This is a genomic window from Streptomyces sp. 3MP-14 (genome assembly GCF_006334905.2).
Lineage (GTDB): Bacteria > Actinomycetota > Actinomycetes > Streptomycetales > Streptomycetaceae > Streptomyces > Streptomyces triticirhizae.
In genome coordinates this window covers 18,489-42,457 of the sequence record NZ_VDLZ02000007.1, presented here as the reverse complement: position 1 = coordinate 42,457, position 23,969 = coordinate 18,489, and the positions used below count along the sequence as shown (strand labels likewise).

Here is a 23,969-nt window from a genome sequence, read left to right as displayed (position 1 = left end):
GCGCGATGCCACCCGTTGACTCCGCTTGATTACTCTGCGTAACCTCTCCTCGTAAGGCGCTCGTTCCTCACGAGGAGGGGTCGTGGCACGTCCGTCTGACTGGTCCCCGGTGGACATGGACCGGGACCCGACGCCTGGGGACCCGGACGAGGTTCGAGAACTCGCCGATGACTTGCAGGAGTTCGCCGACGACGTCGGCGAGGCGCTCGGCAAGATCCGCAGCATGGCCTCCGAGCGCGCCATCCTCGACTGGGCGGGGCTCTCGGCGGACACCTTCCGCGCCGAGTTCGAGGGCGTTCCGGAGAACCTGACCAAGCTGGAGGACTCCTACAGCCTGTGTTCCCAGGCGCTCCAGACCTACTGGCCCAAGCTCCAGACCGCGCAGGGCATGGCGGACCGGGCGCTGGATCGGGCCATTTCCGCGCAGGCGGATCTGGCGAGCGCCCAGGCCGCGTTGGGCGACGCCGAGGACTGGGTGGGCCGGGCCGGCGACGAGGCCGAGCGGTTGCAACGCGAGGGCGAGCGGGACAACGTCGAGCCGCCGGACGAGGCCGATGTCCGCGCGGCGGCCCGGGACCAGCAGGCCGCCGAGGCGGCGGCAGGCGCCGCGCAGTCCCGGGTCAACGACGCCGAGGAACGCCTCGCCGCCGCCCGCCAACTCGCCCAGGAAGCCCAGGAGATGCGGGAGGAGGCCGCGCGCAGCTGCGCCCAGGGCATCGACGAGGCGTCCGACGCCGGCATCCAGAACAAGAAGTGGTGGGAAAAGCTCATCGAGTGGCTGAGCGACGCCTGGGACGTGCTCGTCGAGATCTGCAAGGTGATCGTCGCGGTCCTGGGCATCGTCGCCCTGATCATCGGCGGCCCGCTCGCCTGGGTCGTCCTCGCCGCCGCCGTGGTCGTGTTGGCCGACACACTGATCAAGTTCGTTCAGGGCCGGGCAAGTCTGCTCGATGTCGCGTTTGCGGCACTCGACTGCATCCCAGGGATGCGCGGGCTGACCACCCTGGGCGGACTGGCGCGCGGCCTGCGCGGCGGGCTCAACGCGGCGCGCACCGGGCTGCGCGGCATCTCCGGCGGCCTGCGCGGCATCGGCACCAGCCTCTCGCGCGGCGCGGCCAACCTGCGGGGCAACGCGGTGGAGTTGCTCAACCGGTTCACCTGCGGCGACCCGGTGGACGTGGTCAGCGGCGACGTGGTGATGCTGATCAGGGACGTCGAGTTGCCGGGCACGCTGCCGCTGGAGGTCGAGCGTTCCCATGTCTCGTCCTACCGCTGCGGGCGCTGGTTCGGGCCGTCCTGGTCCTCGACGTTCGACCAGCGGCTTGAGGTCGAGGCGGACGGCGTGCGGTACGCGGCGCCCGACGGCGTGGTGCTGGGCTATCCGGTGCCCGAGCCGGGCGTGCCCACGCTGCCGAAGGAGGGCCCGCGCTGGCCGTTGACCTGGGACGGGACGCCCGAAGGCGAGATGGTGATCGACGTCCCCGAGGAGTTGCGGTCGTTGGTGTTCCGGCCGGGCGGCGGGCCGGCCTGGCAGGGGATGTTCGAGACGCTGATCCTGCCGATCGCCGAGGTGGTGGCGCGCGACGGGACGCGGATCACGTTCGAGTACGGGCCCGAGGGCGCGCCCACCGGGGTGCGGCACAGCGGCGGCTACCACCTCGCCGTGGAGACCGAGGAGCACCGGATCACCGCGCTCCGCGCGCCGGCGACCGGCGAGACCCTGACGCGCTACGGCTACGACCCGATGGGCCGGCTGGTCGAGGTGGTCAACTCATCCGACCTGCCGCTGCGGATGAGCTATGACGGCGCCGGCCGCATCGCGAGCTGGGCGGACCGCAGCGGCAGCCACTACGCCTACACCTATGACGAGGAGGGGCGCTGCGAACGGGCCGAGGGCTCGGACGGGTTCCTTTCGGCCACGCTCCGCCACAACCGCGAGGAGCGGGTGACCGTCGCGCTGGACTCGCTGGGCCACCCGACCGAGTACCGGTACAACGAGCGCGGCCAGGTGGTCGCCGTGACCGACCCGCTGGGCGGCACCACGCTCAGCGAGTGGGACCGCTACGACCGACTCCTCGCCCGCACCGACCCGTTGGGCCGCACCACCCGCTACGGCTACGACGACGAGGGCAACCTGACCTCGGTGGAGCGGCCGGACGGCAGCACCGTCACCGCCGAGTACGCGGGGCCGCGCCGGCCGGCGGTGGTGACCAATCCGGACGGCACCCGGCACGAGCACCGCTATGACGCGTTCGGGCGGCTGACCGCCAGCACCAACCCGCTGGGAGCGACCGAGCGCTATGTCTGGGACGAGCGGGGCGGGTTGCGGGAGGTGGTGGACGCCGGCGGCGGCCGGCACCGGGTGCGGTGCGACGCCACGGGGCAGCCGGTCGAGGTCACCGACCCGCTCGGCGGCACGATCCGCTACCGCTACGACCCGCTGGGCCAGCTGGTGGAGGTGGTCGATCCGGTCGGCGGGCGGACGGTGTTGAGCTGGACACCCGAGCGCCGGCTCGGCTCCCGTACCCACCCCGGCGGCGAGACGGAGCGCTGGGAGTACGACCCGGACGGGAACCTGCTGGCCCACACGGACGCGGCGGGCAGGGTCAGCCGGCACGAGGTCGGCTCGTTCGGCCGGGTCACGGCGCGGATCGACCCGGACGGCGGGCGGCGGGAGTTCGTCCACGACACCGAGCTGCGGGTCACCGAGATCATCGACGGGGCCGGTCTCGCCTGGCACTACACCTATGACGCGGCCGGGAACCTGGTGCGCGAGACCGATGTCAACGGCCGCTCGGTGCGGTACGCCTGGGACGCCGCCGGGCAGTTGACGGAGCGGGTCAACGGCGCCGGCGAGGCGGTCGGCTACCGCCACGACCGGCTGGGCAACATGGTCGAACGGACCGGCCCCGGCGTCGCCGCCACCTTCGCCTACGACCCGATGGGCCGGATCGTGGCGGCGCGCAACGCCACCGCCGAGCTGGTGCTGACCCGCGACGCGCTGGGCCGGCTGGTCGAGGAGACCACCAACGGGCGGACGCTGCGCCTCGGTTGGGACGCCGCCGGGCGCCGGACGCGGCGCGAGACGCCGTCCGGCGCGGTCAGCGTCTGGACGCACGACGAGGCCGACCGGCCGACGTCGCTCAGGCTGGACGGGCACGACCTCGCGTTCGGCTACGACCCGGCGGCCCGGCCCACCACGCTGGCCAGCCCGCTCGGCCCGGTGTGGGAGCAGGCGTGGAGCGCCGACCACCAGCTGACCGAGCAGCGGTTCGCCGGCGGGCGCCGCGCCTGGGAGTACCGGGGCGACGGGGTGCCCACCGCGCTGCGCCAACCGGACGGCGAGGAACGGCACTTCGACGTCGACGGCAGCGGGCGGGTGCACGCCGTGCGGGACGCCGGGGGCGCCGCCCTGGAGTCCTACGCCTGGGACGCCTCCGGGAACGTCACCGACGCGGCCGCCGCCCCGCGCGAGGTGCGCGGCACGCTGCTGCTGCGGCAGGGCGCGTTCGGCCATGTCCACGACGCCGAGGGGCGGGTGGTCGAACGGGTCCGGCACGCCGCCGACGGCGCGGTCGAGGTCTGGCGGCACGCGTGGAACGCGGAGAACCAGCTCACCGAGCTGACCACCCCGGACGGCACCCGCTGGGTCTATGGCTACGACCCGTTCGGCCGGCGGATCAGCAAGCGGCGGCTGGCCGGGGACGGCAGCGAGGCCGAACGCGTCGAGTATGTCTGGGACGACGCCGTGCTGGCCGAGCAACGGATCGTCGTGGACGGGCGGGCGGGGAGCGCGGGGCTGGCGAAGGGCGAGGGGCCCGTGCCGGGCGGGGAGCGGGTCACCACCTGGGAGTGGGGGCCGGACGGGCAGCGGCCGGTCGCCCAGCTGGACCGGATCGCGCCGCCGCAGGGCGAGTTCGCGCGGCGCGAGGCCAACCCAGACGGGGTCGACCCGCGCCTGCTCGGCCAGCGCGAGGTGGACGAGCGGTTTCACGCCATCGTCAGCGACCTGGTGGGCACCCCGACGGAGTTGCTGGCCCAGGACGGCACGGTCGCCTGGCGCGCGCCCCGGGCCACGCTCTGGGGGCTTCCGGTGGCCGAGCCGACCGGCGAGCCGGCCCTGGACTGCCCGCTGCGCTTCCCCGGTCAACTGTTCGACGCCGAGAGCGGGTTGCACTACAACGTCCACCGCTACTACGACCCGGCCACCGCCCGCTATCTCACCCCGGACCCGCTGGGCCTGGTGCCGGGGCCGCACCACTTCGGCTATGTGCCCAACCCGCTGATCTGGCTGGACCCGTTGGGCCTGGCCGGCGGCATCGCCTATGTCCTCAAGGGCCGCGCCGGCATCCGCCGGGCCGAGGCCGACCTGCGGGCCAGCGGCTACAGCGTGGTCGCCAAGGAGGTGCGCATCCAGGCCAACGGCGCGCCCGGCGTCAACGCCTTCGTCGACATCGTGGCCCGCAACCCCCAGGGCCAGCTCGTGCTGATCGAGGTGAAGAACGGCGCCCGCGCCCCGTTCACCCGCAACCAGCGCATCGTCTACCCGCGCCTGCCGCAGGCCGGCGGTACGGTGATGAGCGACCGGCTGGCCGCCGTCGGCGTGCCCAACGGCACGCCGATCCCCGTGGGCACCAGCGTGGGGGTCATCCGATATCCATAGCCACATCCAAGGGACCTGATGAGCCTCTCCGACGACTTCAACGCACGGTTCGCCGAGGTCTTCGCGCCGCTGGGCTTCCGGAAGCGGGCCAGGGGCTACTTCTTCCGCAAGGTCGAGCCCGGGGTGCAGGCCGGGCTCTTCATGCCGCTGAGCCATGACGTCGAGACCGGGGAAAGCGGGGTGATCCCCAGCGTCGGGGTGCGCCACGACCCGGTGGAGCTGCTGCTGAAGAAGTACTTCCTCGACAAGCAGTTCGCCAAGTCCACCAACCTGACGCTGGCCGCCCCGCTCTACGCGCCCGAGCCCGGCGCGCAGACGGTCTGGTACATGGGGAACGCGGCGGATGTCGCGCGGACCGTGGACGAGTTCGTCTCGCTCTACGAGCAGCGCGGGGTGCCGTTCGTCGAACGGTACGCGGACCCGTTGGAGGTCTGCCGCACCCTCCGCGCGGACCTGGAGTGGGACGGCGGGCCGCGTTCCGCCGCCGGGCTAGTGCTGGCGGCGCTGCACGACCCGGCGGGCGGGGGCGCGGAGTTGGCGGCGGACGCCGTCAAGGCGCTGGGCGCCGGCGCGGTGCCCAGGGGCGAGCGGCTGGCCGGCCTGCTGCTGGCGCTGGCCGAGGAGACCGAGCTGGAGCTGACGGCCGAGCAGGCGGCTTCGCTGCGCGCGCTGGCGGGTCGGTCTTGAGGGTGCCGCGCCGGGGCGCGATGCCCGTCGTCGCCGGCGCGCTGGCGATGCTGTGCGCGCTGGCCGCATGCTCGGGCGGCGCGGAGCCGGTCGCCGAGTCGCGGCCGGAGGCCACCTCGTCGGCGACGGAGGAGCCGCCGGCCGAGGAGCCCGGGGCGGCGGAGGAGTTCGACGCGCTGGAGGGCGAGTTCGACGCCCTGCTGGGCGTCTACGCGGTGGACACCGGCACCGGACGGGAGGTCGCGCACCGGGCGGACGAGCGGTTCGCCTACGCGTCCACCTTCAAGGCCCTGCTGGTGGGCGCGGTGCTGGACGAGCACGGGGCGAACGGCCTCGACGAGGTGATCAGCTACACCGCCGACGACCTGCTCGACAACTCGCCGGTGACGGAGAACTTCGTCGACGCGGGCATGAGCCTGCGCGAGCTGTGCGCGGCGGCCCTCTGGTACAGCGACAACGCGGCGGCCAACCTGCTCCTCGACGTCGTGGGCGGGCCCGGGGCGCTGGAGGCGTGGCTGCGTCAACTCGGCGATGACACCACGCGGATGGACCGCTGGGAGCCCGACCTCAGCGAGGGAACCCCGGGCGACGACCGGGACACCAGCACGCCGCGTGCGCTCGCCGCCGACCTGCGCGCCCTGCTCCTGGGCGACGGGCCGGAGGAGGCGCTGGAGGACGCGCTGGGTGACGCCGAACGGGCGCTGCTGCGCCAGTGGATGGAGACCAACACCACGGGCGAGACGCTGGTTCGGGCCGGCGTCCCGGCCGAGTGGACGGTGGCGGACAAGAGCGGGACGGCCGGCTATGGCGGGCGCAACAACATCGCCGTGCTCTGGCCGGACGACGGCGGCGAGCCGATCGTGCTCGCCGTGATGTCCCGCCGCGACCAGCAGGGCGCCGAACGCGACGACGCGCTGATCGCCCGGGCCGCGACCGTGGCCGTCGAGTCGCTGGGCCGCTGACCCGGAAGCGGCGGGCTCGGCGGGCGGGGGCTCAGCAGGTGGCGCGCCAGGCGTCCAGCTCCCAGTTCTTGGCGAGCGAACTGAGCCCCAGCGGCGTCGTCTCGGGGCAGAACTCCTCGGGCGCCAGCTCGTACTCCACGTGGAAGACCGGCTTGTCGGCCTCGATGAACGGGGTCAGCAGCCCGCACTCGCCGTGGGCGGCGCACTCCTCGTTGACGGCGAAGTCGAACTCCCCGACCAGCTGCGGGATCTGGTCCAGGTCGTTCTTCAACCCGACGGCCAGGCCGCGTTCGTGGGCCAGCTCGGCGACCATCCGGTTGAACGCCAGCTGGTCGTCTGCGGTCAGGGGGAAGCCGGTGTTGTTCTGGTAGCCGTCGAGGAGGTCGGGCTCCACCGCGTCGAAGCCCTTGGCCGCGCAGCGGTCGAAGCGTTCCGCCAGCAGCGGGCGGAGGGCGTCCAGCGCGCGGATGTCCAGCCAGCGTTCGCCGGGCCAGCCGTTGCCCTCGCCCAGCAGCTCCTCGGGGAAGGCGTCGGCGTCGGGGCGGAAGTCCTCCCAGGCGCCGGCGTTGACATAGCAGATCACCTTCACGTCCCGGTCGTGGAGCGCGGCGACGTCCTCGGCCGTGGCCTCGAAGGCGTCGATGTCGTAGACGTCGACGGGGAGTTCGAGGTCGAGGTCGCCGGTGAGCTGCCACTGCCAGTCCAGCCCGGCGGTCGGCCGCCACCACCCCGCCGGCTCCCCGTCGGGCTCCCCCTCGGCCCCGGCCCGCTCACCACCGCCCGAAGCGCCGCCGCCCGAAGCGCCGCCGTCCGGGCCGCCGCCGTTCGAAGCCGCGTCGTCCGAGGGGCCCGAGCGGTCCGAGGAGGAGCAGGCGGCGAGCGGCAGAGCGGTGAGCAGGGCGGCGAGGAGGGCGGCGGCGAGCGGGGCGCGGCTCAGTCGAACCATCGGGCGGTCTCCAACTCGGCCGCCCGCTCCGGGTCCTCCAGCAGCGCCGCCAGCTCGAAGCGGCGCGGCCACTGCCCGGTGGCCCAGGCCAGCCCGGCGGCCAGCCCCTCGAAGGTGGCGGCGTGCAACACCCCCTCCGGGGTGAGCCGCCAGTCCACCTCCCGGCCGTCGATCACCAGGCCGTCCTCGTGCTCCCGGTACTCCGTCGGCGTCTCCTCGCCCAGCAACTCCCGCGCGCTGGCCGGCACCTCGCGCACCTCCCCGTCCGAGGGCGGAACGGCCGGCAGCGCCGCGCTCAGCGGCCGCACGTCCAGCACGGCCGCCAGGTCCCCGGCCAGCTCAGGCGGCACCGGCAGCAGCGCCCGGCCGTCGGCCAGCGGCAGCAGGTCGGGCGCGTCGGCCACCAGCGTCTCGCCCGCGTCCACCACGCGCACCTCGCCGTCCACCACGGCCCGCAGCGCGTCGGGCAGCGTGACCTCCTCCGGGTCCAGCTCGGCCAACAGCCCGTAGAGGCCGTGGAGTTGCCAGGCCGAGACGGTCAGCTCCGGGTCGGCCAGCCGGGCCAACAACTCGGCGGCGCCGCCCGGTTCGGCGAGCAGCGCGGCAGCCGTGGTCCGCACGCCGAGCGCGCGCAGCACCTCGTCGTCGGCCTGCGCGGTGTCCGCGTCCTCGTACAGGCCGGCCAGCAGCGGATCGCCGCCGGCCGAGCGCAGCCCGGCGGGCCGGCGGCCGTCCAACACCGGCGCGCCGCGCAGCCACCACGCGGTGTAGGAACGGGCGGATCGCACCGTGCCGTCCGGCATCCGCACCCGGACCCGCCCCGTGAGCGCCTCCCGCAGCGGGGAGCGGCCCAGCAGTTCCAGCACCAGCGGCCAGCGGTCGTCGTCCACCAGCTCCAGGTCCCGCACGGCCAGCACCTCGGCGGCGACCGGCGGCAGCGGCGCGTCCGGGAGCGCGTCCAGCACGTCCTCGCACCAGACGTCGACCGAGTCCAGCAGGCCGATGTCGTCCGGCTCGGCGTAGGGCCCGTCGCGCGGCTCCAACTCGTCCGGTTCCAGCACCACATCGGCCGCCCTGACCAGCACGAAGTCCGCCTGCACGCCGACGGCGGTCAGCACCCGTTCGCCCCACTGCTCGGCCAGGTCGGCGTCGCAGGCGGCCAACTCGTCGGCCCTGATGACCTGTTGGAAGAGGCTGCCGGGATAGACCAGCTCGCCGGCCGGGGTCAGCTCGCCCGTCTCGTCGGGCAGCGCCAGCGCCGCCAGCCAGGGCTCGTCGCCGGGGCCGAGGTCCGCCTCGCGGACCAACGCCAGGACGGTGGCGGCCAGTTCGGCGGCCGGCAGGGCGTCCTCGTCCCAGACCTCCAGGTCGGCCGAGGCCGCCACCGCGTGCCGCACCTGCGACGTGTCCAGCACCGCGCGGGGCGTCGCGGGCGCCGCGCCCAGCTTCTCCAGCAGCGGGTGGGCGGCCTCCGGGTGCGCCACCTTGAGGCCGAGCCGCCCCAACTCGGCCGGCTCGGTGCCGACGGTGGGCAGCAGCACCCGCATCGGGCCGATCGTGGTGCGGCCGTCGGCCAGCGGCACCGGCAGACCGGTCAACAGGTCAGGATCGACGCCGGCCAGCGAGTCGTAGAACCGCCACCACCAGCCGGGCGGGCGCTCCACGCCGGCCAGCCGCTCGATGACCTCGCCCAGCGAGACCCGCTCGACCTCCAACACCCGCAGCTCGGCGCGGCGTTCCAGGCCGGCGGGGAGCAGCCCGGGGAACAGCTCGGAGAGCACGGCGACCGTCTCGGCGCCGGCCCGCTCCACCAGCTCGGCCTCGGTGGGGCGCAGCGCCACCGGCGGCTCGTGCTCCGCCGGCTCCTCGCCCGCCACCGGCTCCAGCGGCTCCGGCGGGGCCGCGCCGGCCGCGGCGCTCGGCAGGAACGCCGTGCCGGGCAGCAGCTCCAGCACCAACTCCCGGAGCCTGCCGTCCAGTTCGCCACGGCCCAGCGGCCCGGGCACCAGCGTCAGGATCTCGGGCGTGACCGGCCGCCAGTCGGCGAGCAGCGCCGCATACGCCTCGGCGGCGCGGCGCAGCAGGAAGTCCGTCAGCGGCCCTGGCGCCACATGGCGGCGGGTCGGCTCCAGCGGGAAGCTGCCGATCAGCAGCGCCGGCAGGCCCAACGTGTCGTCGGTCGGGGTGGGGGCGTGCAGCACGGGCGCGCTGACCGGCGGCGCGGGCGCCCCCTCGGCGTCCACCGGAACGGCCCAGCTCAGCGACCAGTTGCGGCGCTCGCGTTCCTCCAGGGGCCGGTCGGCCAGCAGCGCCTCTTCGGCCTCGCCGGCGAGGGAGGAGACCCGCCAGCGGGTGGAACGCACCGCGCTGCCGGCCGGGCCCGGCTCCTCGGTGATCTGCGTGTAGGGGCCGAACTGCCGCCGGGCCAGCGCCCGTTGACCCGTCGGGGTGTCGAGGACCACCTCGCTCAGCCCGGGCAGCGCCAGCAGCAGCGTGTCGTCCACGGCGGCCAGCAGCCGGTCGGCCAGGTCCTCGGCGGCCGCGTCGCGCAGCGGCAGGGTGATCACCGTGTCGCAGCCGTCGGGAACGTCGGCCCCGGCGAGCGGCAGCGGCAGCCGGAGCAGCGGGACGGCGTGCCGTTCGCCCGCCCGTCGCTCCAACTCGGCCAGCAGCTCGGGGTGTTCTTCCCCGGCGGCGCGGGCCAGCTCGGTCGCCTCGGCGAGCGACCAGCGCACGCCGCCGCCGGCGCCGGCGATCTCCGGCCGGTCGCTGACGGCGAGGACGGCGGCGAAGCCGACGCCGAACCGGCCGACGCCCGCGCCGCCACGCTTGGCCGAGGCGCGGAGCGTGGCCAGCGACTCGACGCCGGCGGCGTCCAGCGGGGCGCCGGTGTTGGCGGCTGTGAGCACCCCGTCGCGCAGGGTCAGCCGCAACCGGCCGGGGCGGCCGGCGCGTTGGGCGGCGTCGGCCGCGTTCTGCGCCAACTCGACGACCAGCCGGTCCCGGTACCCGCCGCGCGCGAGGTCCTCCTCGGCGTTGGCGTCCTCCCGGAACCTGGCCGGCGAGTCCCGCCAGGCGCGCAGGACACGGTGCCGCAGCCGCTCGGTGTTGAACGGGTCGGGCAGGCCGGAGTACGGGTCAACCGCGTGGTCGGTGGTCACGCCACCGACACTATCGCCGTCCACTGACGATGACGCCCCGGACCGGGCCTCCTCCGGGCCGGCAACGGGACCATGGAACGGGCAGGCGCCGGGGCCATGGAACGGGCAGGCGCCGGGCGGGGGCGGGACTGTCGGTGGCGGGTGTTACGTTCGGGGTCCTGTGACCGAGATATCCACTCTGTTCCTGCTGTCCGGTGCGGTGTTCGTGGGTTCGGCCCTCCAGAGCGGCATCGGGCTGGGCCTGGGGCTGCTGGGCGCGCCGGCGTTGGCCCTGCTCGAACCGTCGCTGCTGCCCGGCGGGTTGCTGATCACCTCGCTGGTGCTGCCGGTGCTCGGCGTGGTCAGCGAGTGGCGGCAGGTGGACTGGCGCGGGCTGGCGTGGGCGCTGCCGGCCCGGGTGCCGGGGGCGTTGCTCGGGGCGTGGCTGGTCGGGCGGCTGGCGCCGGGCGCGTTGGCCGGCGCGGTGGGCGTGATGGTGCTGCTGGCGGTGGCCGCCTCGCTCTCGCGCGCGCGGTTGGCCATCGGCCCCTGGTCGTTGGCGGGCGCCGGCGCGCTGTCCGGGATCACGGGCACGGCGACATCGATCGGCGGCCCGCCGATGGCGCTGCTCTACCAGCACGAGCCGCCGGCCAGGGTGCGGGCGACGCTGGCGGCGTTCTTCCTGCTGGGCGGGGCGATCTCGCTCGGCGCGCTGATCGCCGCCGGGGAGTTGGGCGGGCGTCAGGTCGGGTACGGGCTGGCGGCCACGCCGCTGGTGGTGGCCGGCTTTCTGGCCGGCCGCGCGTCGCGGGAGCGGACCGACGCGCGGGTGCTGCGCGCGGTGCTGCTGGCGGTGGTGGGCGCGGCGGGCGTCGGGCTGGTCGTCCGCGCGCTGCTCGCGTGACGGGCCGGCGTACGGGGCCGGCCCGGTCACCGGATGAACGGGCGCCGCCGGCCCGCCAGGTGACCGCGCCGGCCACGCCGGGCCGGGGCGGCTACAGCGGGTCGGTGCCCAGGTCGTCGATCACGGGCGGCGGCGGGGCCTGGTGCTTCGGCGACTCGGCCGCCTCCGAGTGCGCGCCGCAGCCGTAGGCGAGGGAGACCACCCGGCCGTCCGCCGGGGAGAACTCGTTGCCGCACACCCCGAACGCCTGCCGCAGGCTCCCCGCCAGCGGCACCAGGAAGCCACAGCTCACACACGAGGCCGGCGCCGCCTGCGCCATCGGGGACTCCGCGCCGAACTCCTCGTCCCAGCGTTCGGCCGCCTCCCGCAGGCCCTGGAGGGACAGCACCCGGTTCCGGCCGAGGAACAGGTCGGTGGCGACGTCCCGCACCGTGCCGCGCTCGGGCCGTTCCGCCTCCTCGGCGAGCGGCGAGTTGGGCGGCGGCGCGTCCTCGGCGAGGAAGCCGGGCTCCAGGCGCGGGTCGTCCTCCTCCGCCGGCAGCAGGTCGCCGGGGCCCAGGTCGCCGGGGCGGAGCCGTTCGCTCCACGGCACCCAGTCCGGGGCGAGCAGCGCCTCGGGGCCCGGGGTGAGGGCCACCTCGTCGACCGTCACATAGCGGGCGCGCGAGGCGCGGGCCACGGTGACGCCCCAGCGCCAGCCGGAGTAGCCAGGCACCTCGCTGGCGAAGAAGTGTGTCACCAGCCGCTCGCCCTCGGCCACCATCCCCAGATGCTCGCCCAGCCGGTGCGGGTGCGCCGCCTGTGCCGCCGCGTCGCGGGCCAGCTCCACCGCCTCGGCGCACAGCCGGTCGGGCGTCCGGCTTCGCATCCCAGCACTCACAGGCAACTCTCCTACCGCGTTGTTCGGGCGGGCGCCTCGCGGCGAACGGAGCGGACGGAGCGGACACCGGGACCGCTGCGACGTCGCGCACTCACTTCAGGCCAGGCGCACCGTCGGCCACGCTATCGCACGGGGTGGGCGAGGTGCGCACGGGTTCTGCCGGGGCCGGGCGCACGTCGGTCCCGGACCGCCCGGCGGGTTCACCCCGGACCGCCCGGCACGTTCGCCGGGACCGCCCGGCACGTTCGCCCCGGACCGTCCGGCGCCTTCGCGCGGACCGGGCGGGCACGGAGGGGACCGTGCGGCGACCGGGGCTGGTCCGGCTTGGGGAAAGCCCGTAAAGCCCGGACGGATCAAAGGAGTCAGGGGCCCCGGTGGCCGTACGCTAACGGTTGTGGCTGCTGGCGGTCGGTTGGACACGGGAACCGAGCACCGCGCCGGGGTGATCGTGCGCACCGGCCGGGCGCTGGGGCGCGCGCTCCTGGCCGTGCCACGCGCCGTGACGCGCCGGGTGCGGCGCGCGACGCACGCGCACGGCGCCGGCGAGTCGGGGATGGCGAAGCTGATCGAGCTGCACGCCGTGCACTCGGCCGGCGACATGCTGATCACCTTCGCGCTCGCCTCCACCATCTTCTTCTCCGTGCCGACGGACGAGGCGCGCGGCCGGGTGGCGCTCTATCTGGCCGTCACCATGGCCCCGTTCATCCTGCTGGCGCCGGTGATCGGGCCGCTGCTCGACCGGCTGCCGCACGGGCGGCGCGCGGCGATGGCCGGCGCGCTGCTGGCGCGCGGGATGCTGGCGCTGGTGATCGCGAGCGCCGTGGTCACCGGCGGCCTGGAGCTGTATCCGGCGGCGCTCGGCGTGATGGTCTGTTCGAAGGCGTACAACATCGTGCGGGCCGCCGTGGTGCCCCGGCTGCTGCCGCCGCGCGTCTCGCTGGTGAAGGCCAACGCGCGGATCACGCTGACCGGGCTGATCTCGGCCGGCGCGATGGCGCCCGTCGGGCTGGCGCTCAACGCGATCGGCGAACGGTGGCCGCTCTACGCCGCCTGCGCCATCACGGTCACCGGCGCGCTGATGTCGTTCCGGCTGCCCGGCCGGGTCGACCTCGCCAAGGGCGAGCGGACCGCGCACCTGGCCGAGCTGGCCGACATGCGCTCGGGTCGGGGCGGCAACGAGGGGCAGCGGTCCGGGTTCCTGCCGAGGGTCGGCGACTCCCCGGTGATCAAGGCGCTGCTGGCCAACTCCGCGCTGCGCGCGCTCTCCGGCTTCCTCCTCTTCTTCATGGCGTTCCTGCTGCGCGGCGAGCCGCTGCCCGGCCTGGGCGCCGCGCTCTCCCTCGGCCTGGTGGGCGTCGCCGCCGGGGTGGGCAACGGGATGGGCAACCTGCTGGGCAACTGGCTGCGGGAACGTTCCCCCGAGCTGATCCTGCTGGCGGTGCTGACGGTCGCGGTGACCACCACGGTCGCGGCGACGGTCAGCTATCTCGCGGTGACGGTGATCGCGGTGTGCGCGGCGGCCGGGATCTGTCAGGCGTTGGGCAAGCTGGCGCTGGACGCGCTGATCCAGCGGGACGTGCCGGAGGTGGTGCGGACCTCGGCGTTCGCCCGCTCCGAGACCACCCTCCAGATGTCCTGGGTGCTGGGCGGCGCGATCGGGATCTCGCTGCCGCTGATCGGGCCGCTGGGCATGGGCGTGGCGGCGGCGCTGGTCCTGGTCGGCGCCGGGCTGAGCGTGCGGGGCCTGCTCGCGACGGCCCGACGCGGCTCGCCGCACCCGCGCGTCAGGTGACCGGTATCGGCCGGTAATCTGCGGTGCATGACCGCTACCGCCAGGAACCGGGGCCGCCGGGCCATTCGTACGACGCTCGCCATCGGCACCGTTTCGCTGGGCGTCCTCGTGCTGTCCGCGTGCGAGAAGCCGTCGCCCAACGCGCACTTCACGCTGGAGAGCAGCAGCAAGACGCGGGAGACCGCCAGCGACTGCTACGGGCACGGCGAGGCGCTGGGCGCGCAGCGGGCGTTGGAGTGCCTGTCCAGCGAGGACAACCGCGCCACGTTCTCCAGCACGCCGGGCGACACCTTCCGGATCGGGGTCGACACCGAGATCGCCGAGGAGGGCTGGCTGCTGTTCGTCAACGACCAGCTCTACCGCGCCGAGCCGTTCACCGGCACCTACCGGAGCTTCCCCAGCGACCAGCTCTTCCAGATGGTGCAGCAGCAGGCGGAGCCCGGCTCGCCGCCGGTCGCCGAGGACCTGCGGCTGAGCGTGGCGCAGGTCCGCGAGGACTACGACATCGAGACGATCTGGGCGTCGCAGTCGGAGGAGGAGTTCCAGGAGAACCTCTTCGGCAGCGTCGAGGGTGTCTGGAACGCGACGCTCACCCCGGGCGACTGAGCGCGCGAGCGCGTCAACCGATGAGCCGCAGACGCACGTTGGTGGTGACGGCCGTGCCCGCCGAGCGGGACGCGGTAACGCTGGCGACGGGCGCGCCGCCCGACCCGTTCACCCTGCCCGCCGGGTTGACGCTGCACCGGGGGCCGGCGTGGGACGCGGTGGCCGTGGGCGTGGGCCCGGCCGCTGCCGCCGCCGGCACGGCGACGGTGCTGGCCGTGGCGCCCGGGCGGTACGACCTGGTGGTGGCGGCCGGCATCGGCGGTGGGTTCGCGCCGGTGGCGGCGGTGGGCGACGCGGTGGTGGGCTCGGCGCTGGTCGCCGCCGACCTGGGCGCCGAGGGGCCCGACGGCTTCATCGACCTGGCGGAACTGGGCTTCGGCCAGGTCAGCCACCGGCCGCCGGCGGAGCTGGCGGAGGCGGTGGCCGACGCGACGGGCGCGGTGCTGGGGCCGGTGTTGACGGTGGCCACGGCGACGGGCACGGCCGAGCGGGCCGCCGCGCTGGCCGCCCGGCATCCGGGCGCGGCGGCCGAGGCGATGGAGGGGCATGGCGTGGCGACGGCCGCCGCCGCGCACCGGCTGGCGGTGCTGGAGGTCCGCACCGTGTCGAACCCGGTCGGGCCACGGGACCGCGCGGCCTGGCGCATCCCGGCCGCCCTCCAGGCGCTGACCGACGCGTTCGCCGCGCTGGGCCCTGCGGTCGAGACCTGGCGGCAGAAGCATCACGAGGAGGCTGACACACCATGAGCACCACGGCCGAACCGCCGCTCTCCCTGACCTACTCCCCCTGCCCCAACGACACGTTCGTCTTCCACGCCTGGACGCACGGGCTGCTGCCCGGGACGCCGCCGGTCACCGTGGACTACGCGGACATCGACATCACCAACGGCCGGGCGGAGCGCGGCGAGGGCGACCTGCTGAAGGTCTCCTACGCGGTGCTGCCCTGGGTGTGGGAGGAGTACGCGCTGTTGCCGTGCGGCGGGGCGTTGGGCCGGGGCTGCGGCCCGCTGGTGCTGACGGCCGACGGCGGCGCGGCCTCGCCGGCCGAGCTGGCGGGCCGGACGGTGGCGGTGCCCAGCGAACGGTCGACGGCCTACCTGCTGTTCCGGCTCTGGGCCGGGGAGCTGGTGCCGGGCGGCGTCGGCGAGGTGCGGGTGCTGCCGTTCGCCGAGATCATGCCGGCGGTGCGGGACGGCCGGGTGGACGCCGGGCTGGTGATCCACGAGGCGCGCTTCACCTACCAGACCTACGGGCTGCGGCAGTTGGCCGACCTGGGCGAGTACTGGGAGTCCAGCACCGGGCACCCGATCCCGCTGGGCGCGATCGTCGCGCGGCGCTCGCTGGGCGAGGAGCGGCTGGCGGCCGTCACCGAGGCGATCCGCGCCTCGGTGCGGCACGCGTGGGCCGACCCGGCGGCCAGCCGGGAGCATGTGCTGGCGCACGCACAGGAGATGGACCCGGCGGTGGCCGACGCCCATATCGGGCTGTATGTCAACGAGTTCACCGAGGACCTGGGCCCGGCCGGCTATGCCGCGATCGACGCGCTGCTCGGCCGCGCGGCGACGGCGGGCCTGGTGCCGGCCACGGGCCGGCTGACGCCGGTGAGTTGACGGCCTGGGTGGTCGCCCGCCGGCCGGTTGATGGCGGCCGGTTGATGGCGGGCGGTTGATGGCGGGCGGGCGGCGCGGTGCTGGGGCTGGGGGCTGGGGCCGGGCGGCGGGCCGGGGAGGACGACGCCCGGCCCGGGGGCCTCAGACGTCCAACTGGTCCGCGACCGCGCGCAACATCCCCGCGATCTTGCGCCCGCTGGCGCGCTCCGGGTACCGGCCGCGCTCCAACTGCTGGGAGACGCCGTCGAGCAGCGTCGTCAGGTCCTGCACGATGGACGCCAACTCGTCGGGCTTGCGCCGCTGCGCGGCCGCCACCGAGGGCACCGGGTCCAACAGGACGACGGAGAGCGCCTGGTCGCCGCGCTGGCCGGCGACGACGCCGAACTCGACGCGCTGGCCCGGCTTGAGCACGTCCAGTCCGGCGGGCAACGCGGAGGAGTGCACAAAGACGTCGCCGCCGTCATCACGGGAAAGGAAGCCGAAGCCCTTCTCGCTGTTGAACCACTTGACCTTGCCGGTAGGCACGTGTACTCGTCCTCGCACTCGTCCATAGCAGTGAGGCGGGCCACATCAGCCCGCCACGTCCCAGGCTAATCGCCCGTAGCCCGGTGACAAGATGCTCCCGGGCCGTTTCGGAGGATCACTGCCCCCACCGCGTCGCAAATATGCTCGCACCTGCGATCCTGTGGGGGTGAGTAACGAACAAGCAGGGGATGGCCTGGTCCGGATCGGCGGCGTGATCTTCGCCGTTGGCGCGGTGGCCACCCTGATCACCGTGATCCCGTTGCTGGTCGGCGCCGAGCCGCTGCCGACCGCCGCCTATCTGGTCTCGATGCTGATGGGCGTCGGCTTCTTCGTCGCCGGCTGCGGGCTGGCGCGCTCGGTGGCCGCGCAGCGGCGCGAGGACCGCGCGGCGCAACGCGCGGTGCGGTAGCGCGCGGAAGCGCGCCCCGCCGCTCAGGCGCCGGCGGCGCCCGGCGCGCGGTGGGCGGCCAACCAGTCGGGGAACGCGGTGAGATCGGTCAGCACCACGTCGGCCCCCGCCTCCCGCAGCTCCTCGGCCGGGCAGGGCCCGGTGGCCACCGCGACCGACACCGCCTCGGCGGCGCGCGCCCCGCGCACATCCCCGATGTGGTCGCCGACATACACGCCGGCGGCATACTCCCGCAGCGCCTCCGCCTTGCCCTCCGCCCACAGCGAGCCGACCAGCAGGTCCGTCTTGAGGCCCAGATGATCAAGGTGCAGTTGGGCGTTGGGCCCGTACTTGGCCGTCACCACCATGCTCCGGCCGCCGAGCCTGCGCACCGCGTCGATCGCCTCGGCCGCGCCCGGCAGCGCCGGCGTGGGCTCGATGGCCAGCTCCACATACAGCTCGCGGTAGCGGTCGGCCATCGCGGGCACCCGCTCCGCCGGGAACCAGTGCGCCAACTCCTCGGCCATCGGCGGCCCGAGGCGGCTCACCGCGAGGTCGGCGTCGATGAAGACGCCGGTCTCCTCGGCGAGGGCGAGATAGGTGCGCCGGATGCCAGGTCGGGAGTCGATCAGGGTCATGTCGAGATCGAATCCGACCGTGAACCCGGGAACGGGTTCGAGGTCGGCGGAACGCGGCGACGGGGAAAGTGACATGCCGCTATTGTGCCCCTGGCAGTTGCCTATACTTAGGCTCGCCTAACCTAACCGCGCAGGGAATCCATGCCAACCACCGCCGACCGCCCGCCCGTTGTGGAGCGTCGCGCCACCGCCTCGCGACGGCTCGCCTGGCTGGCCGCCGGGGTGGCCGTCGTCGCCGTCGCGATGCTGCTCAGCGTCGCCCTCGGCAGCCGCTCCATCGGCGTCGAACAGCTGCTGCGCGCGCTGACCACCTCGCCCGACGCGCTGACCGGCGAGGACGCCAGTGCCGCCAAGGTGGTGCGCGAGCTGCGGGTGCCGCGCACCCTGATCGCGCTGATGGTCGGCGCGGCCCTCGGCCTGGCCGGCGCGGTGATGCAGGGCCTGACCCGCAACCCGATCGCCGAGCCCGGCATTCTCGGCGTCAGCCAGGGCGCGGCCGTCGGCGTGGTGCTGGCGATCACCTTCGCCGGGGCCAACTCCCTCGACGACTACGTCTGGTTCGCGTTCCTCGGCGCGGCGATCGCCGCCGTGCTCGTCTACGCGGTCGCCAACCAGGGCCGGGGCGGCGCGACGCCGGTGCGGCTGGCGCTGGCCGGGGCGGCGATCAACGCGCTGCTGGCCTCGGTGATCGCCGGCATCCTCACCACCCATGGCGCGACGCTGGACGAGTACCGCTTCTGGCAGGTCGGCTCGTTGACCGGCCGGGACGCCGACATCGCCGAACGGATCTGGCCGTTCCTGCTGGCCGGCGTGGTCCTGGTGGCCGCGGCCGCGCGCGGACTGGACGCGCTGGCGCTCGGCGACGACGTGGCCCGTGGCCTGGGGCAGAACGTGGCGGCCGTCCGGATCACCGGCGGGCTCGGGGCGGCCGTGCTCACCGGCGCCGGGGTGGCCGCCGCCGGGCCGATCGCCTTCGTGGGCCTGGCCGTTCCGCACATCGGGCGGGCGCTGGTGGGCGGCTCGCACCGCTGGCTGCTGCCGATGGCGGCGCTGCTGGGCGCGGCGGTGCTGCTGGTCTCGGACGTGGTCGGGCGGCTGGTCTTCCCCCCGTCGGAGGTGCCGGCCGGGGTGACCACGGCGCTGGTCGGCGTTCCGTTCCTGGTCTATCTGGTGCGCCGCTCGGGGGTGCGCGGATGACCACGACGCTCGCGAAGCCGCAGGCCCCCGCGCGGCGCGCCCGCCCCACCGGCTACCGCGCGGTGCGCCTCGGCGGCGCCTCGCTGCTGGTCCACGGCCGGACGCTGCTGGTGGTCGCGGTGCTGCTGCTGGCGCTGGCCGCCGGCTGCGTGGCCAACCTCTCGCTCGGCGAGTCCGACGTCCCGCCGTTGGAGGCGGTCCGTTCGGTGCTGGGGCTGACCGACGAACACGACTTCGTGATCGGGGTGTTGCGGCTTCCGCGACTGACTGTGGCGCTGCTGGTGGGCGCGGCGCTCGCGGTGGCCGGCGGGCTGATCCAGACCGTCGCCCGCAACCCGCTGGCCAGCCCCGACATCATCGGCGTCAGCCAGGGCGCGGCGGCGGTCGCGGTGATCGCCATGACCTACGGCCTGGCGTCCACCGCCGTGCTGCCCTACTGGGCGATCGCCGGCGGGCTCGGCGCCGCCGGGCTGGTCTACCTCTTCGCCTGGCGCGGCGGGCTGCACGCCGGACGGTTCGTGCTGGTCGGCATCGGCTTCGCCGTCGCGCTGCGCTCGGTCACCCAGCTCTTCCTGACCAAGGGCGACCACACCGTGGCGCAGCAGGCCACGGTGTGGATGACCGGCTCGTTCAACGGCCGGGGCTATGCCGAGGCCGAGCCGCTGGCCTGGGCGCTGCTCGCGGTGGTGCCGGCGGTGTGCTGGGCGGCGCGGGCGCAGCGCACCGTGACGCTGGACGACGACACCGCGATCGCGCTGGGCGTCCGGCTCAACGTGACCCGCGTCGGGCTGGCCGGCGTCGGCGTGCTGTTGGCGGCGCTCGCCACCGGCACGGCGGGCCCGGTGGACTTCGTCGCGCTGCTCTCCCCGCAGATCGCGCGCCGGCTGACCGGCACCGCGCAGATACCCCTGCTGACCACGGCGTTGGTGGGCGCGCTGCTGACCGTGCTGGCCGACCTGCTGGCCCGGACGCTGTTCTCGCCGACGGAACTGCCCGCCGGCGTGGTCACGGCGGCGATCGGCGCGCCCTATCTGCTGTGGCTGATCCTCAAGAACCGCACCGGAGGCCGGGCATGAGCATCCTCTCCAAGCCGGGAAACGAACCGGAGCGCTTCTCCGGTAACGAGCCGGAGGGCTTCTCCGGTGGCGAGCCGCCGGCGGGCCGGCTGGCCGCGCGGGGCCTGACGCTCGGCTACGAGGCCGACCGGCCGGTCGTCGACGCGCTGGACCTCGACATCCCCGACGGCGAGGTCACCGTCATCGTCGGGCCCAACGCCTGCGGGAAGTCGACCACGTTGCGCGCGCTGGGGCGGCTGCTGAAGCCGCGCGCCGGGACGGTTCTGCTGGACGGCGCCGAGCTGCACACGCTGCCCACCCGGCGGATAGCCCAGTCGCTCGGCCTGCTGCCGCAGACCCCGGTCGCGCCGGAGGCGATCACCGTCGCCGACCTGGTCTCCCGGGGCCGGCAGCCGCACCAGCGCTGGTGGCAGCAGTGGTCCCCGGCCGACGAGGCCGCCGTGGCCGAGGCGATGGAACGCACCGACGTCACCGGGCTGGCCGACCGGCCGGTGGACGCCCTCTCCGGCGGGCAGCGGCAGCGCGTCTGGATCGCGATGGCCCTCGCCCAGCAGACCGACCTGCTGCTGCTCGACGAGCCCACCACCTATCTGGACATCGCCCACCAGGTCGAAGTCCTCAACCTGGTACGCCAGTTGGCCACCGCCACGGACGAGGCGCCGGCCCGCACCGTGGTCACCGTGCTGCACGACCTCAACCAGGCCGCCCGCTACGCCGACCACCTGGTGGCCATGAAGGACGGCCGGATCGCCGCCCAGGGCCACCCCGACGAGATCGTCACGGCCGAGTTGGTGTGGGAGGTCTTCGGCCTGGCGGCCGTCGTGATCCCCGACCCGGTCACCGGCTCCCCGCTGGTCGTGCCCGAAGCCCCCACGCCCCTGCCGGGGGAGGCCCGTTGACCCCGCCGCGCGGCCGCCCCACCCCCGGTTCCCGTTCCCGCTCCCGCTTCGTCAGAAAGGCCCCGCCCGTCATGAACCGTCGCATCACCGCCTCCGCCCTGGCGCTCGCCTGCGCCGTCGCCCTCGCCGCCTGCGGCGACGACGCCGACTCCGAAGGCTCCGGCGGCTCGTCCGGCTCGGGCGGCTCCGACGGCTCGGGCGGCTCGGGCGGCACCCGGACCGTGGAGACCGCGATGGGCCCGGTCGAGGTGCCGGAGGACCCGCAGCGCGTGGTGGTGCTGGACACCGCCGAGCTGGACACCGCGATCACCCTGGGCGTCATCCCGGTCGGCGCCGTCCAGGCCGACGCCACCCAGGAGTTCCTCGACTACCTGCCGCAGGACCAGCTCGCCGACATCGAGAACGTGGGCAACATCGCGGCGCCCAATCTGGAGGCCATCAACGAGCTGGACCCGGACCTGATCATCGGCAGCAAGGTGCGCGACGAGCAGCGCTACGACGAGCTGTCGGCGATCGCGCCGACGGTCTTCTCGGAGACGGTGGGCGCGCCCTGGAAGGAGAACTTCCTGATGCACGCCGAGGCGCTGGGCAGGTCGGAGGAGGCGGCGGAGGTCGTCGCCGCCTACGAGGAGCACGTCGCCGAGGTCACCGAGGCCATCGGCGGGCCCGAGGCGGCGGGCGAGATCGAGGTCAGCATGTTGCGCTTCATCGACGGCGGCAACACCCGGCTTTACGGCCGGGAGAACTACATCGGCGGCATCCTCACGGACCTGGGCCTGGGCCGGCCGGCGATCGTGGACGACGCGACCGACGGCTTCGCCGTGGAGATCAGCCCCGAGCAGGTGGACCAGGCCGACGGCGACGTCATCTACTACTCCTCCTACGGCGACCCGGACGCCTCCGGCGAGGAGGCGGCCGTCGGCGGCCCGCTGTGGGAGGACCTGACCGCCGTCCAGGAGAACCGCGCGTTCCCGGTCAACGACCAGCTGTGGTTCCTGGGCATCGGCTACACGGCGGCCGAGCAGATCCTCGACGAGATCGAGGAGACCCTCGGCAGCTGACCCCGCACCGACGGCCCGGCCCCGCCGCCAACGGCCGGGCCGGGCCGCCGCACGCTTGGGCCGGGCCGCCGCACGCTTGGGGCGGCGTCCTCACCCCGGGTCGCGGTCGAACAGCGCCCGGGACCAGAGGAAGCCGAGCGTGATCAGCGCCAGGCACCAGCCGACGGCCAGCCAGCCGTCGTTGCCGATCCGGTCGCCCAGCAGCAGCCCGCGCAGCGTCTCGATGGCCGGGGTGAACGGCTGGTACTCGGCGACCGGTTGGAACCAGCCGGGCATCGTGTCGACCGGGATGAACGCGCTGGAGACCAGCGGCAGCAGGATCAGCGGCATCGCGCTGTTGCTGGCCGCCTCGGCGTTGGGGCTCGACAGGCCCACCCCGACCGCGATCCAGGTGAGCGCCAGGGCCACCAGCGCGACCAGCCCGAACGCCGCCAGCCACTCGACGACCGTCGCGTCGGTCGAGCGGAAGCCGATGGCCACGGCGACGGCGCCGACCAGCAGCAGCGCGGCGAGCACCTGGAGCACGCTGCCGAGGACATGGCCGACGAGCACCGAGGACCGGTGGATGGCCATTGTGCGGAAGCGGGCGACGATGCCCTCGGTCATGTCCATCGCGACCGAGACGGCGGTGCCGATCGTGGCGCTGCCGATGGTCATCATCAGGATGCCGGGCACGAGATACGCCAGATACGCGGACCGGCCCGCCCCGCCGCCCTCGATGCCCGCGCTCATCACGTCCCCGAAGAGGTAGACGAAGAGCAGGAGCAGCATGACCGGCGTGAACAGCAGGTTCAGGGTGAGGGAGGGGTAGCGCCGCGCGTGCAGCAGGTTGCGGCGCAGCATGGTGGACGAGTCGCGCAGGGCGTGCGCGGTGACGAAGCTCATGAGGTGGCCTCCCGCCGGGGTTCGGGCCGACCGGTCAGGGCGAAGAACACGTCGTCGAGGTCGGGGGTGTGCACGGTCAGCTCGTCGGCCTCGACGCCGACCGAGTCCAACCAGTCGAGGAGCGACCGCAGTTCGCGCTGGCTGCCGTCGCTGGGCAGCCGCAGCGCCAGCGCCTCGTCGTCCCTGGTGACCTCGCGCAGCGCGGAGGCGGCGGACCGGTAGGCGGCCGGGTCGGCGAAGCGGAGGCGCACATGCCCGCCGGGAACGAGCCGCTTCAACGCGTCGGCGCTGCCCTCGGCGACGATCCGGCCCTCGTTCAACACCGCGATGCGGTCGGCGAGTTCGTCGGCCTCGTCCAGGTACTGGGTGGTGAGCAGGACGGTGACGCCGTCGGCGACGAGTGCGCGGACGACGTCCCACATCGTGCGGCGGCTGCGCGGGTCGAGCCCGGTGGTCGGCTCGTCGAGGAAGATGATCCGGGGCGAGCCGACCAGGGTCATGGCGATGTCCAGGCGGCGCCGCATTCCGCCGGAGTAGCTCTGGGCGGGCTTCCGCGCGGCGTCCGCCAGGTCGAACCGTTCGAGCAGTTCGGCGACGACCCGCCGCCCCTCGCGCCGGGGCAGATGGTGCAGGTCGGCCATGAGCAGCATGTTCTCCTCGCCGGTGATCAGCCCGTCGACGGCGGAGAACTGTCCGGTGACGCCGATCGCGGCGCGGGCCGCCTGCGGTGCGACGGCGAGGTCGTGGCCGGCGACCCGGGCGCTGCCGGCGTCGGGGGTGACGAGGGTGGAGAGGATCTTCACGACGGTGGTCTTGCCGGCGCCGTTCGGGCCGAGCAGCGCGCACACGGTCCCGGCCGGGACGGACAGGTCGACGCCGTCGAGGACGACCTTGTCGCCGTACGCCTTGCGCAGGCCGACGGCCGAGACGGCGAGCGGCGAGGCGGCGGGGCGCCCCGGCGGCGGGCTACTGGATGTGGGCATGACAGATGAAGGCATGGGCCCTCCCGTTCGAAGGCTGGGGTTCCTGGTGGAGGAAGCTGAAGTGGGCGGCGCCGGCGGCCGGTTGGGGCCCGGCGCGGGGCCGGGCGGGGTGGCGGCCCCGCGCGGGG

General features: G+C 74.6%; 20 protein-coding genes. 13 read left to right on the top strand and 7 right to left on the bottom strand.

From position 1 onward, the window contains the following. Nucleotides 1-82 precede the first annotated feature (82 nt). The 3 genes from FH609_RS13200 to bla are packed head-to-tail and all read left to right on the top strand — an operon-like array spanning nt 83 to nt 6,312. Entirely contained in the window at nt 83-4,663 is a 4,581-nt protein-coding gene (locus tag FH609_RS13200) for a DUF6531 domain-containing protein (RefSeq protein ID WP_139669085.1), read from the top strand. A gap of 18 nt (nt 4,664-4,681) precedes the next feature. After that, nucleotides 4,682-5,350, top strand: a complete 669-nt coding sequence (locus FH609_RS13195) for a hypothetical protein (protein WP_139669083.1) — start codon at nt 4,682-4,684, stop codon at nt 5,348-5,350. Between the two features lie 2 nt (nt 5,351-5,352). After that, nucleotides 5,353-6,312, top strand: a complete 960-nt coding sequence (gene bla / locus FH609_RS13190) for a class A beta-lactamase (RefSeq protein WP_405379022.1) — start codon at nt 5,353-5,355, stop codon at nt 6,310-6,312. A 31-nt stretch (nt 6,313-6,343) separates the two neighbouring features. On the opposite strand, the gene FH609_RS13185 is transcribed toward bla, so the two are convergent. Both FH609_RS13185 and FH609_RS13180 read right to left on the bottom strand, forming a co-directional pair. Then, the gene (locus FH609_RS13185; protein ID WP_139669079.1) at nt 6,344-7,258 is read right to left on the bottom strand and encodes an endo alpha-1,4 polygalactosaminidase; all 915 of its coding nucleotides are present in this window, start codon (nt 7,256-7,258) and stop codon (nt 6,344-6,346) included. Continuing rightward, nucleotides 7,246-10,419: a sacsin N-terminal ATP-binding-like domain-containing protein gene (locus FH609_RS13180; protein ID WP_226961624.1), complete on the bottom strand. Its 3,174-nt coding sequence runs from the start codon at nt 10,417-10,419 to the stop codon at nt 7,246-7,248. The genes FH609_RS13185 and FH609_RS13180 overlap by 13 nt, the downstream gene beginning before the upstream one ends. A 160-nt stretch (nt 10,420-10,579) precedes the next feature. Between FH609_RS13180 and FH609_RS13175 the strand changes: the two genes are divergently transcribed. Further along, nucleotides 10,580-11,302: a sulfite exporter TauE/SafE family protein gene (locus tag FH609_RS13175; protein ID WP_139669077.1), complete on the top strand. Its 723-nt coding sequence runs from the start codon at nt 10,580-10,582 to the stop codon at nt 11,300-11,302. Nucleotides 11,303-11,393: 91 nt separating this feature from the next. Here FH609_RS13175 and FH609_RS13170 read toward each other — a convergent pair whose 3' ends face one another. Beyond that, nucleotides 11,394-12,170 (bottom strand): DUF3027 domain-containing protein, encoded by a 777-nt coding sequence (locus FH609_RS13170; RefSeq protein ID WP_139669075.1) that lies wholly within the window; start codon nt 12,168-12,170, stop codon nt 11,394-11,396. Between the two features lie 406 nt (nt 12,171-12,576). Here FH609_RS13170 and FH609_RS13165 point away from each other — a divergent pair, with 406 nt between their 5' ends. From FH609_RS13165 to FH609_RS13150, 4 genes are read left to right on the top strand one after another with little or no spacing between them, the layout of a single operon-like run. Further along, complete coding sequence (locus FH609_RS13165; RefSeq protein WP_405379012.1) at nt 12,577-13,974, top strand: MFS transporter; 1,398 nt, start codon at nt 12,577-12,579, stop codon at nt 13,972-13,974. Between the two features lie 27 nt (nt 13,975-14,001). Continuing rightward, entirely contained in the window at nt 14,002-14,580 is a 579-nt protein-coding gene (locus FH609_RS13160) for a hypothetical protein (RefSeq protein ID WP_139669073.1), read from the top strand. A gap of 20 nt (nt 14,581-14,600) precedes the next feature. Further along, a complete protein-coding gene (locus FH609_RS13155) occupies nt 14,601-15,326 on the top strand; it encodes a futalosine hydrolase (RefSeq protein ID WP_139669071.1) in 726 nt (241 codons plus the stop codon). Further along, nucleotides 15,323-16,189, top strand: coding sequence for a 1,4-dihydroxy-6-naphthoate synthase (locus FH609_RS13150; protein WP_139669069.1), 867 nt, complete (start codon nt 15,323-15,325; stop codon nt 16,187-16,189). Before FH609_RS13155 ends, FH609_RS13150 begins: the two co-directional genes overlap by 4 nt. Before the next feature lie 141 nt (nt 16,190-16,330). Here FH609_RS13150 and FH609_RS32285 read toward each other — a convergent pair whose 3' ends face one another. After that, complete coding sequence (locus FH609_RS32285) at nt 16,331-16,714, bottom strand: cold-shock protein (RefSeq protein WP_139669067.1); 384 nt, start codon at nt 16,712-16,714, stop codon at nt 16,331-16,333. A gap of 166 nt (nt 16,715-16,880) precedes the next feature. Here FH609_RS32285 and FH609_RS13140 point away from each other — a divergent pair, with 166 nt between their 5' ends. After that, on the top strand, nt 16,881-17,123 hold the full coding sequence (locus FH609_RS13140; RefSeq protein ID WP_226961623.1) for a hypothetical protein: 243 nt from the start codon (nt 16,881-16,883) through the stop codon (nt 17,121-17,123). 23 nt (nt 17,124-17,146) lie between these two features. Here FH609_RS13140 and FH609_RS13135 read toward each other — a convergent pair whose 3' ends face one another. Further along, complete coding sequence (locus FH609_RS13135) at nt 17,147-17,815, bottom strand: HAD family hydrolase (protein ID WP_139669063.1); 669 nt, start codon at nt 17,813-17,815, stop codon at nt 17,147-17,149. Between the two features lie 66 nt (nt 17,816-17,881). Between FH609_RS13135 and FH609_RS13130 the strand changes: the two genes are divergently transcribed. The 4 genes from FH609_RS13130 (at nt 17,882) to FH609_RS13115 (ending at nt 21,973) form a co-directional block, all read left to right on the top strand. Beyond that, a complete protein-coding gene (locus tag FH609_RS13130) occupies nt 17,882-18,937 on the top strand; it encodes a FecCD family ABC transporter permease (protein ID WP_139669061.1) in 1,056 nt (351 codons plus the stop codon). After that, on the top strand, nt 18,934-20,013 hold the full coding sequence (locus tag FH609_RS13125; RefSeq protein ID WP_139669059.1) for a FecCD family ABC transporter permease: 1,080 nt from the start codon (nt 18,934-18,936) through the stop codon (nt 20,011-20,013). The genes FH609_RS13130 and FH609_RS13125 overlap by 4 nt, the downstream gene beginning before the upstream one ends. After that, complete coding sequence (locus FH609_RS13120; protein WP_139669057.1) at nt 20,010-20,912, top strand: ABC transporter ATP-binding protein; 903 nt, start codon at nt 20,010-20,012, stop codon at nt 20,910-20,912. The genes FH609_RS13125 and FH609_RS13120 overlap by 4 nt, the downstream gene beginning before the upstream one ends. A 71-nt stretch (nt 20,913-20,983) precedes the next feature. Next, a complete protein-coding gene (locus FH609_RS13115; RefSeq protein WP_139669055.1) occupies nt 20,984-21,973 on the top strand; it encodes an ABC transporter substrate-binding protein in 990 nt (329 codons plus the stop codon). A gap of 90 nt (nt 21,974-22,063) precedes the next feature. Here FH609_RS13115 and FH609_RS13110 read toward each other — a convergent pair whose 3' ends face one another. Both FH609_RS13110 and FH609_RS13105 read right to left on the bottom strand, forming a co-directional pair. Next, nucleotides 22,064-22,858: an ABC transporter permease gene (locus FH609_RS13110; protein WP_139669053.1), complete on the bottom strand. Its 795-nt coding sequence runs from the start codon at nt 22,856-22,858 to the stop codon at nt 22,064-22,066. Further along, nucleotides 22,855-23,841: an ATP-binding cassette domain-containing protein gene (locus FH609_RS13105; protein WP_226961622.1), complete on the bottom strand. Its 987-nt coding sequence runs from the start codon at nt 23,839-23,841 to the stop codon at nt 22,855-22,857. The genes FH609_RS13110 and FH609_RS13105 overlap by 4 nt, the downstream gene beginning before the upstream one ends. Nucleotides 23,842-23,969: the final 128 nt, after the last annotated feature.

Bases quoted from the DNA above. Each gene is read 5' to 3' on its own strand.
- FH609_RS13195 (WP_139669083.1), top strand. From the start codon at position 4,682: ATGAGCCTCTCCGACGACTTCAACGCACGGTTCGCCGAGGTCTTCGCG.
- FH609_RS13185 (WP_139669079.1), bottom strand. From the start codon at position 7,258: ATGGTTCGACTGAGCCGCGCCCCGCTCGCCGCCGCCCTCCTCGCCGCC.
- FH609_RS13170 (WP_139669075.1), bottom strand. From the start codon at position 12,170: ATGCGAAGCCGGACGCCCGACCGGCTGTGCGCCGAGGCGGTGGAGCTG.
- FH609_RS13160 (WP_139669073.1), top strand. From the start codon at position 14,002: ATGACCGCTACCGCCAGGAACCGGGGCCGCCGGGCCATTCGTACGACG.
- FH609_RS13155 (WP_139669071.1), top strand. From the start codon at position 14,601: ATGAGCCGCAGACGCACGTTGGTGGTGACGGCCGTGCCCGCCGAGCGG.
- FH609_RS13150 (WP_139669069.1), top strand. From the start codon at position 15,323: ATGAGCACCACGGCCGAACCGCCGCTCTCCCTGACCTACTCCCCCTGC.
- FH609_RS13135 (WP_139669063.1), bottom strand. From the start codon at position 17,815: ATGTCACTTTCCCCGTCGCCGCGTTCCGCCGACCTCGAACCCGTTCCC.
- FH609_RS13130 (WP_139669061.1), top strand. From the start codon at position 17,882: ATGCCAACCACCGCCGACCGCCCGCCCGTTGTGGAGCGTCGCGCCACC.
- FH609_RS13125 (WP_139669059.1), top strand. From the start codon at position 18,934: ATGACCACGACGCTCGCGAAGCCGCAGGCCCCCGCGCGGCGCGCCCGC.
- FH609_RS13120 (WP_139669057.1), top strand. From the start codon at position 20,010: ATGAGCATCCTCTCCAAGCCGGGAAACGAACCGGAGCGCTTCTCCGGT.
- FH609_RS13115 (WP_139669055.1), top strand. From the start codon at position 20,984: ATGAACCGTCGCATCACCGCCTCCGCCCTGGCGCTCGCCTGCGCCGTC.
- FH609_RS13110 (WP_139669053.1), bottom strand. From the start codon at position 22,858: ATGAGCTTCGTCACCGCGCACGCCCTGCGCGACTCGTCCACCATGCTG.
- FH609_RS13105 (WP_226961622.1), bottom strand. From the start codon at position 23,841: ATGCCCACATCCAGTAGCCCGCCGCCGGGGCGCCCCGCCGCCTCGCCG.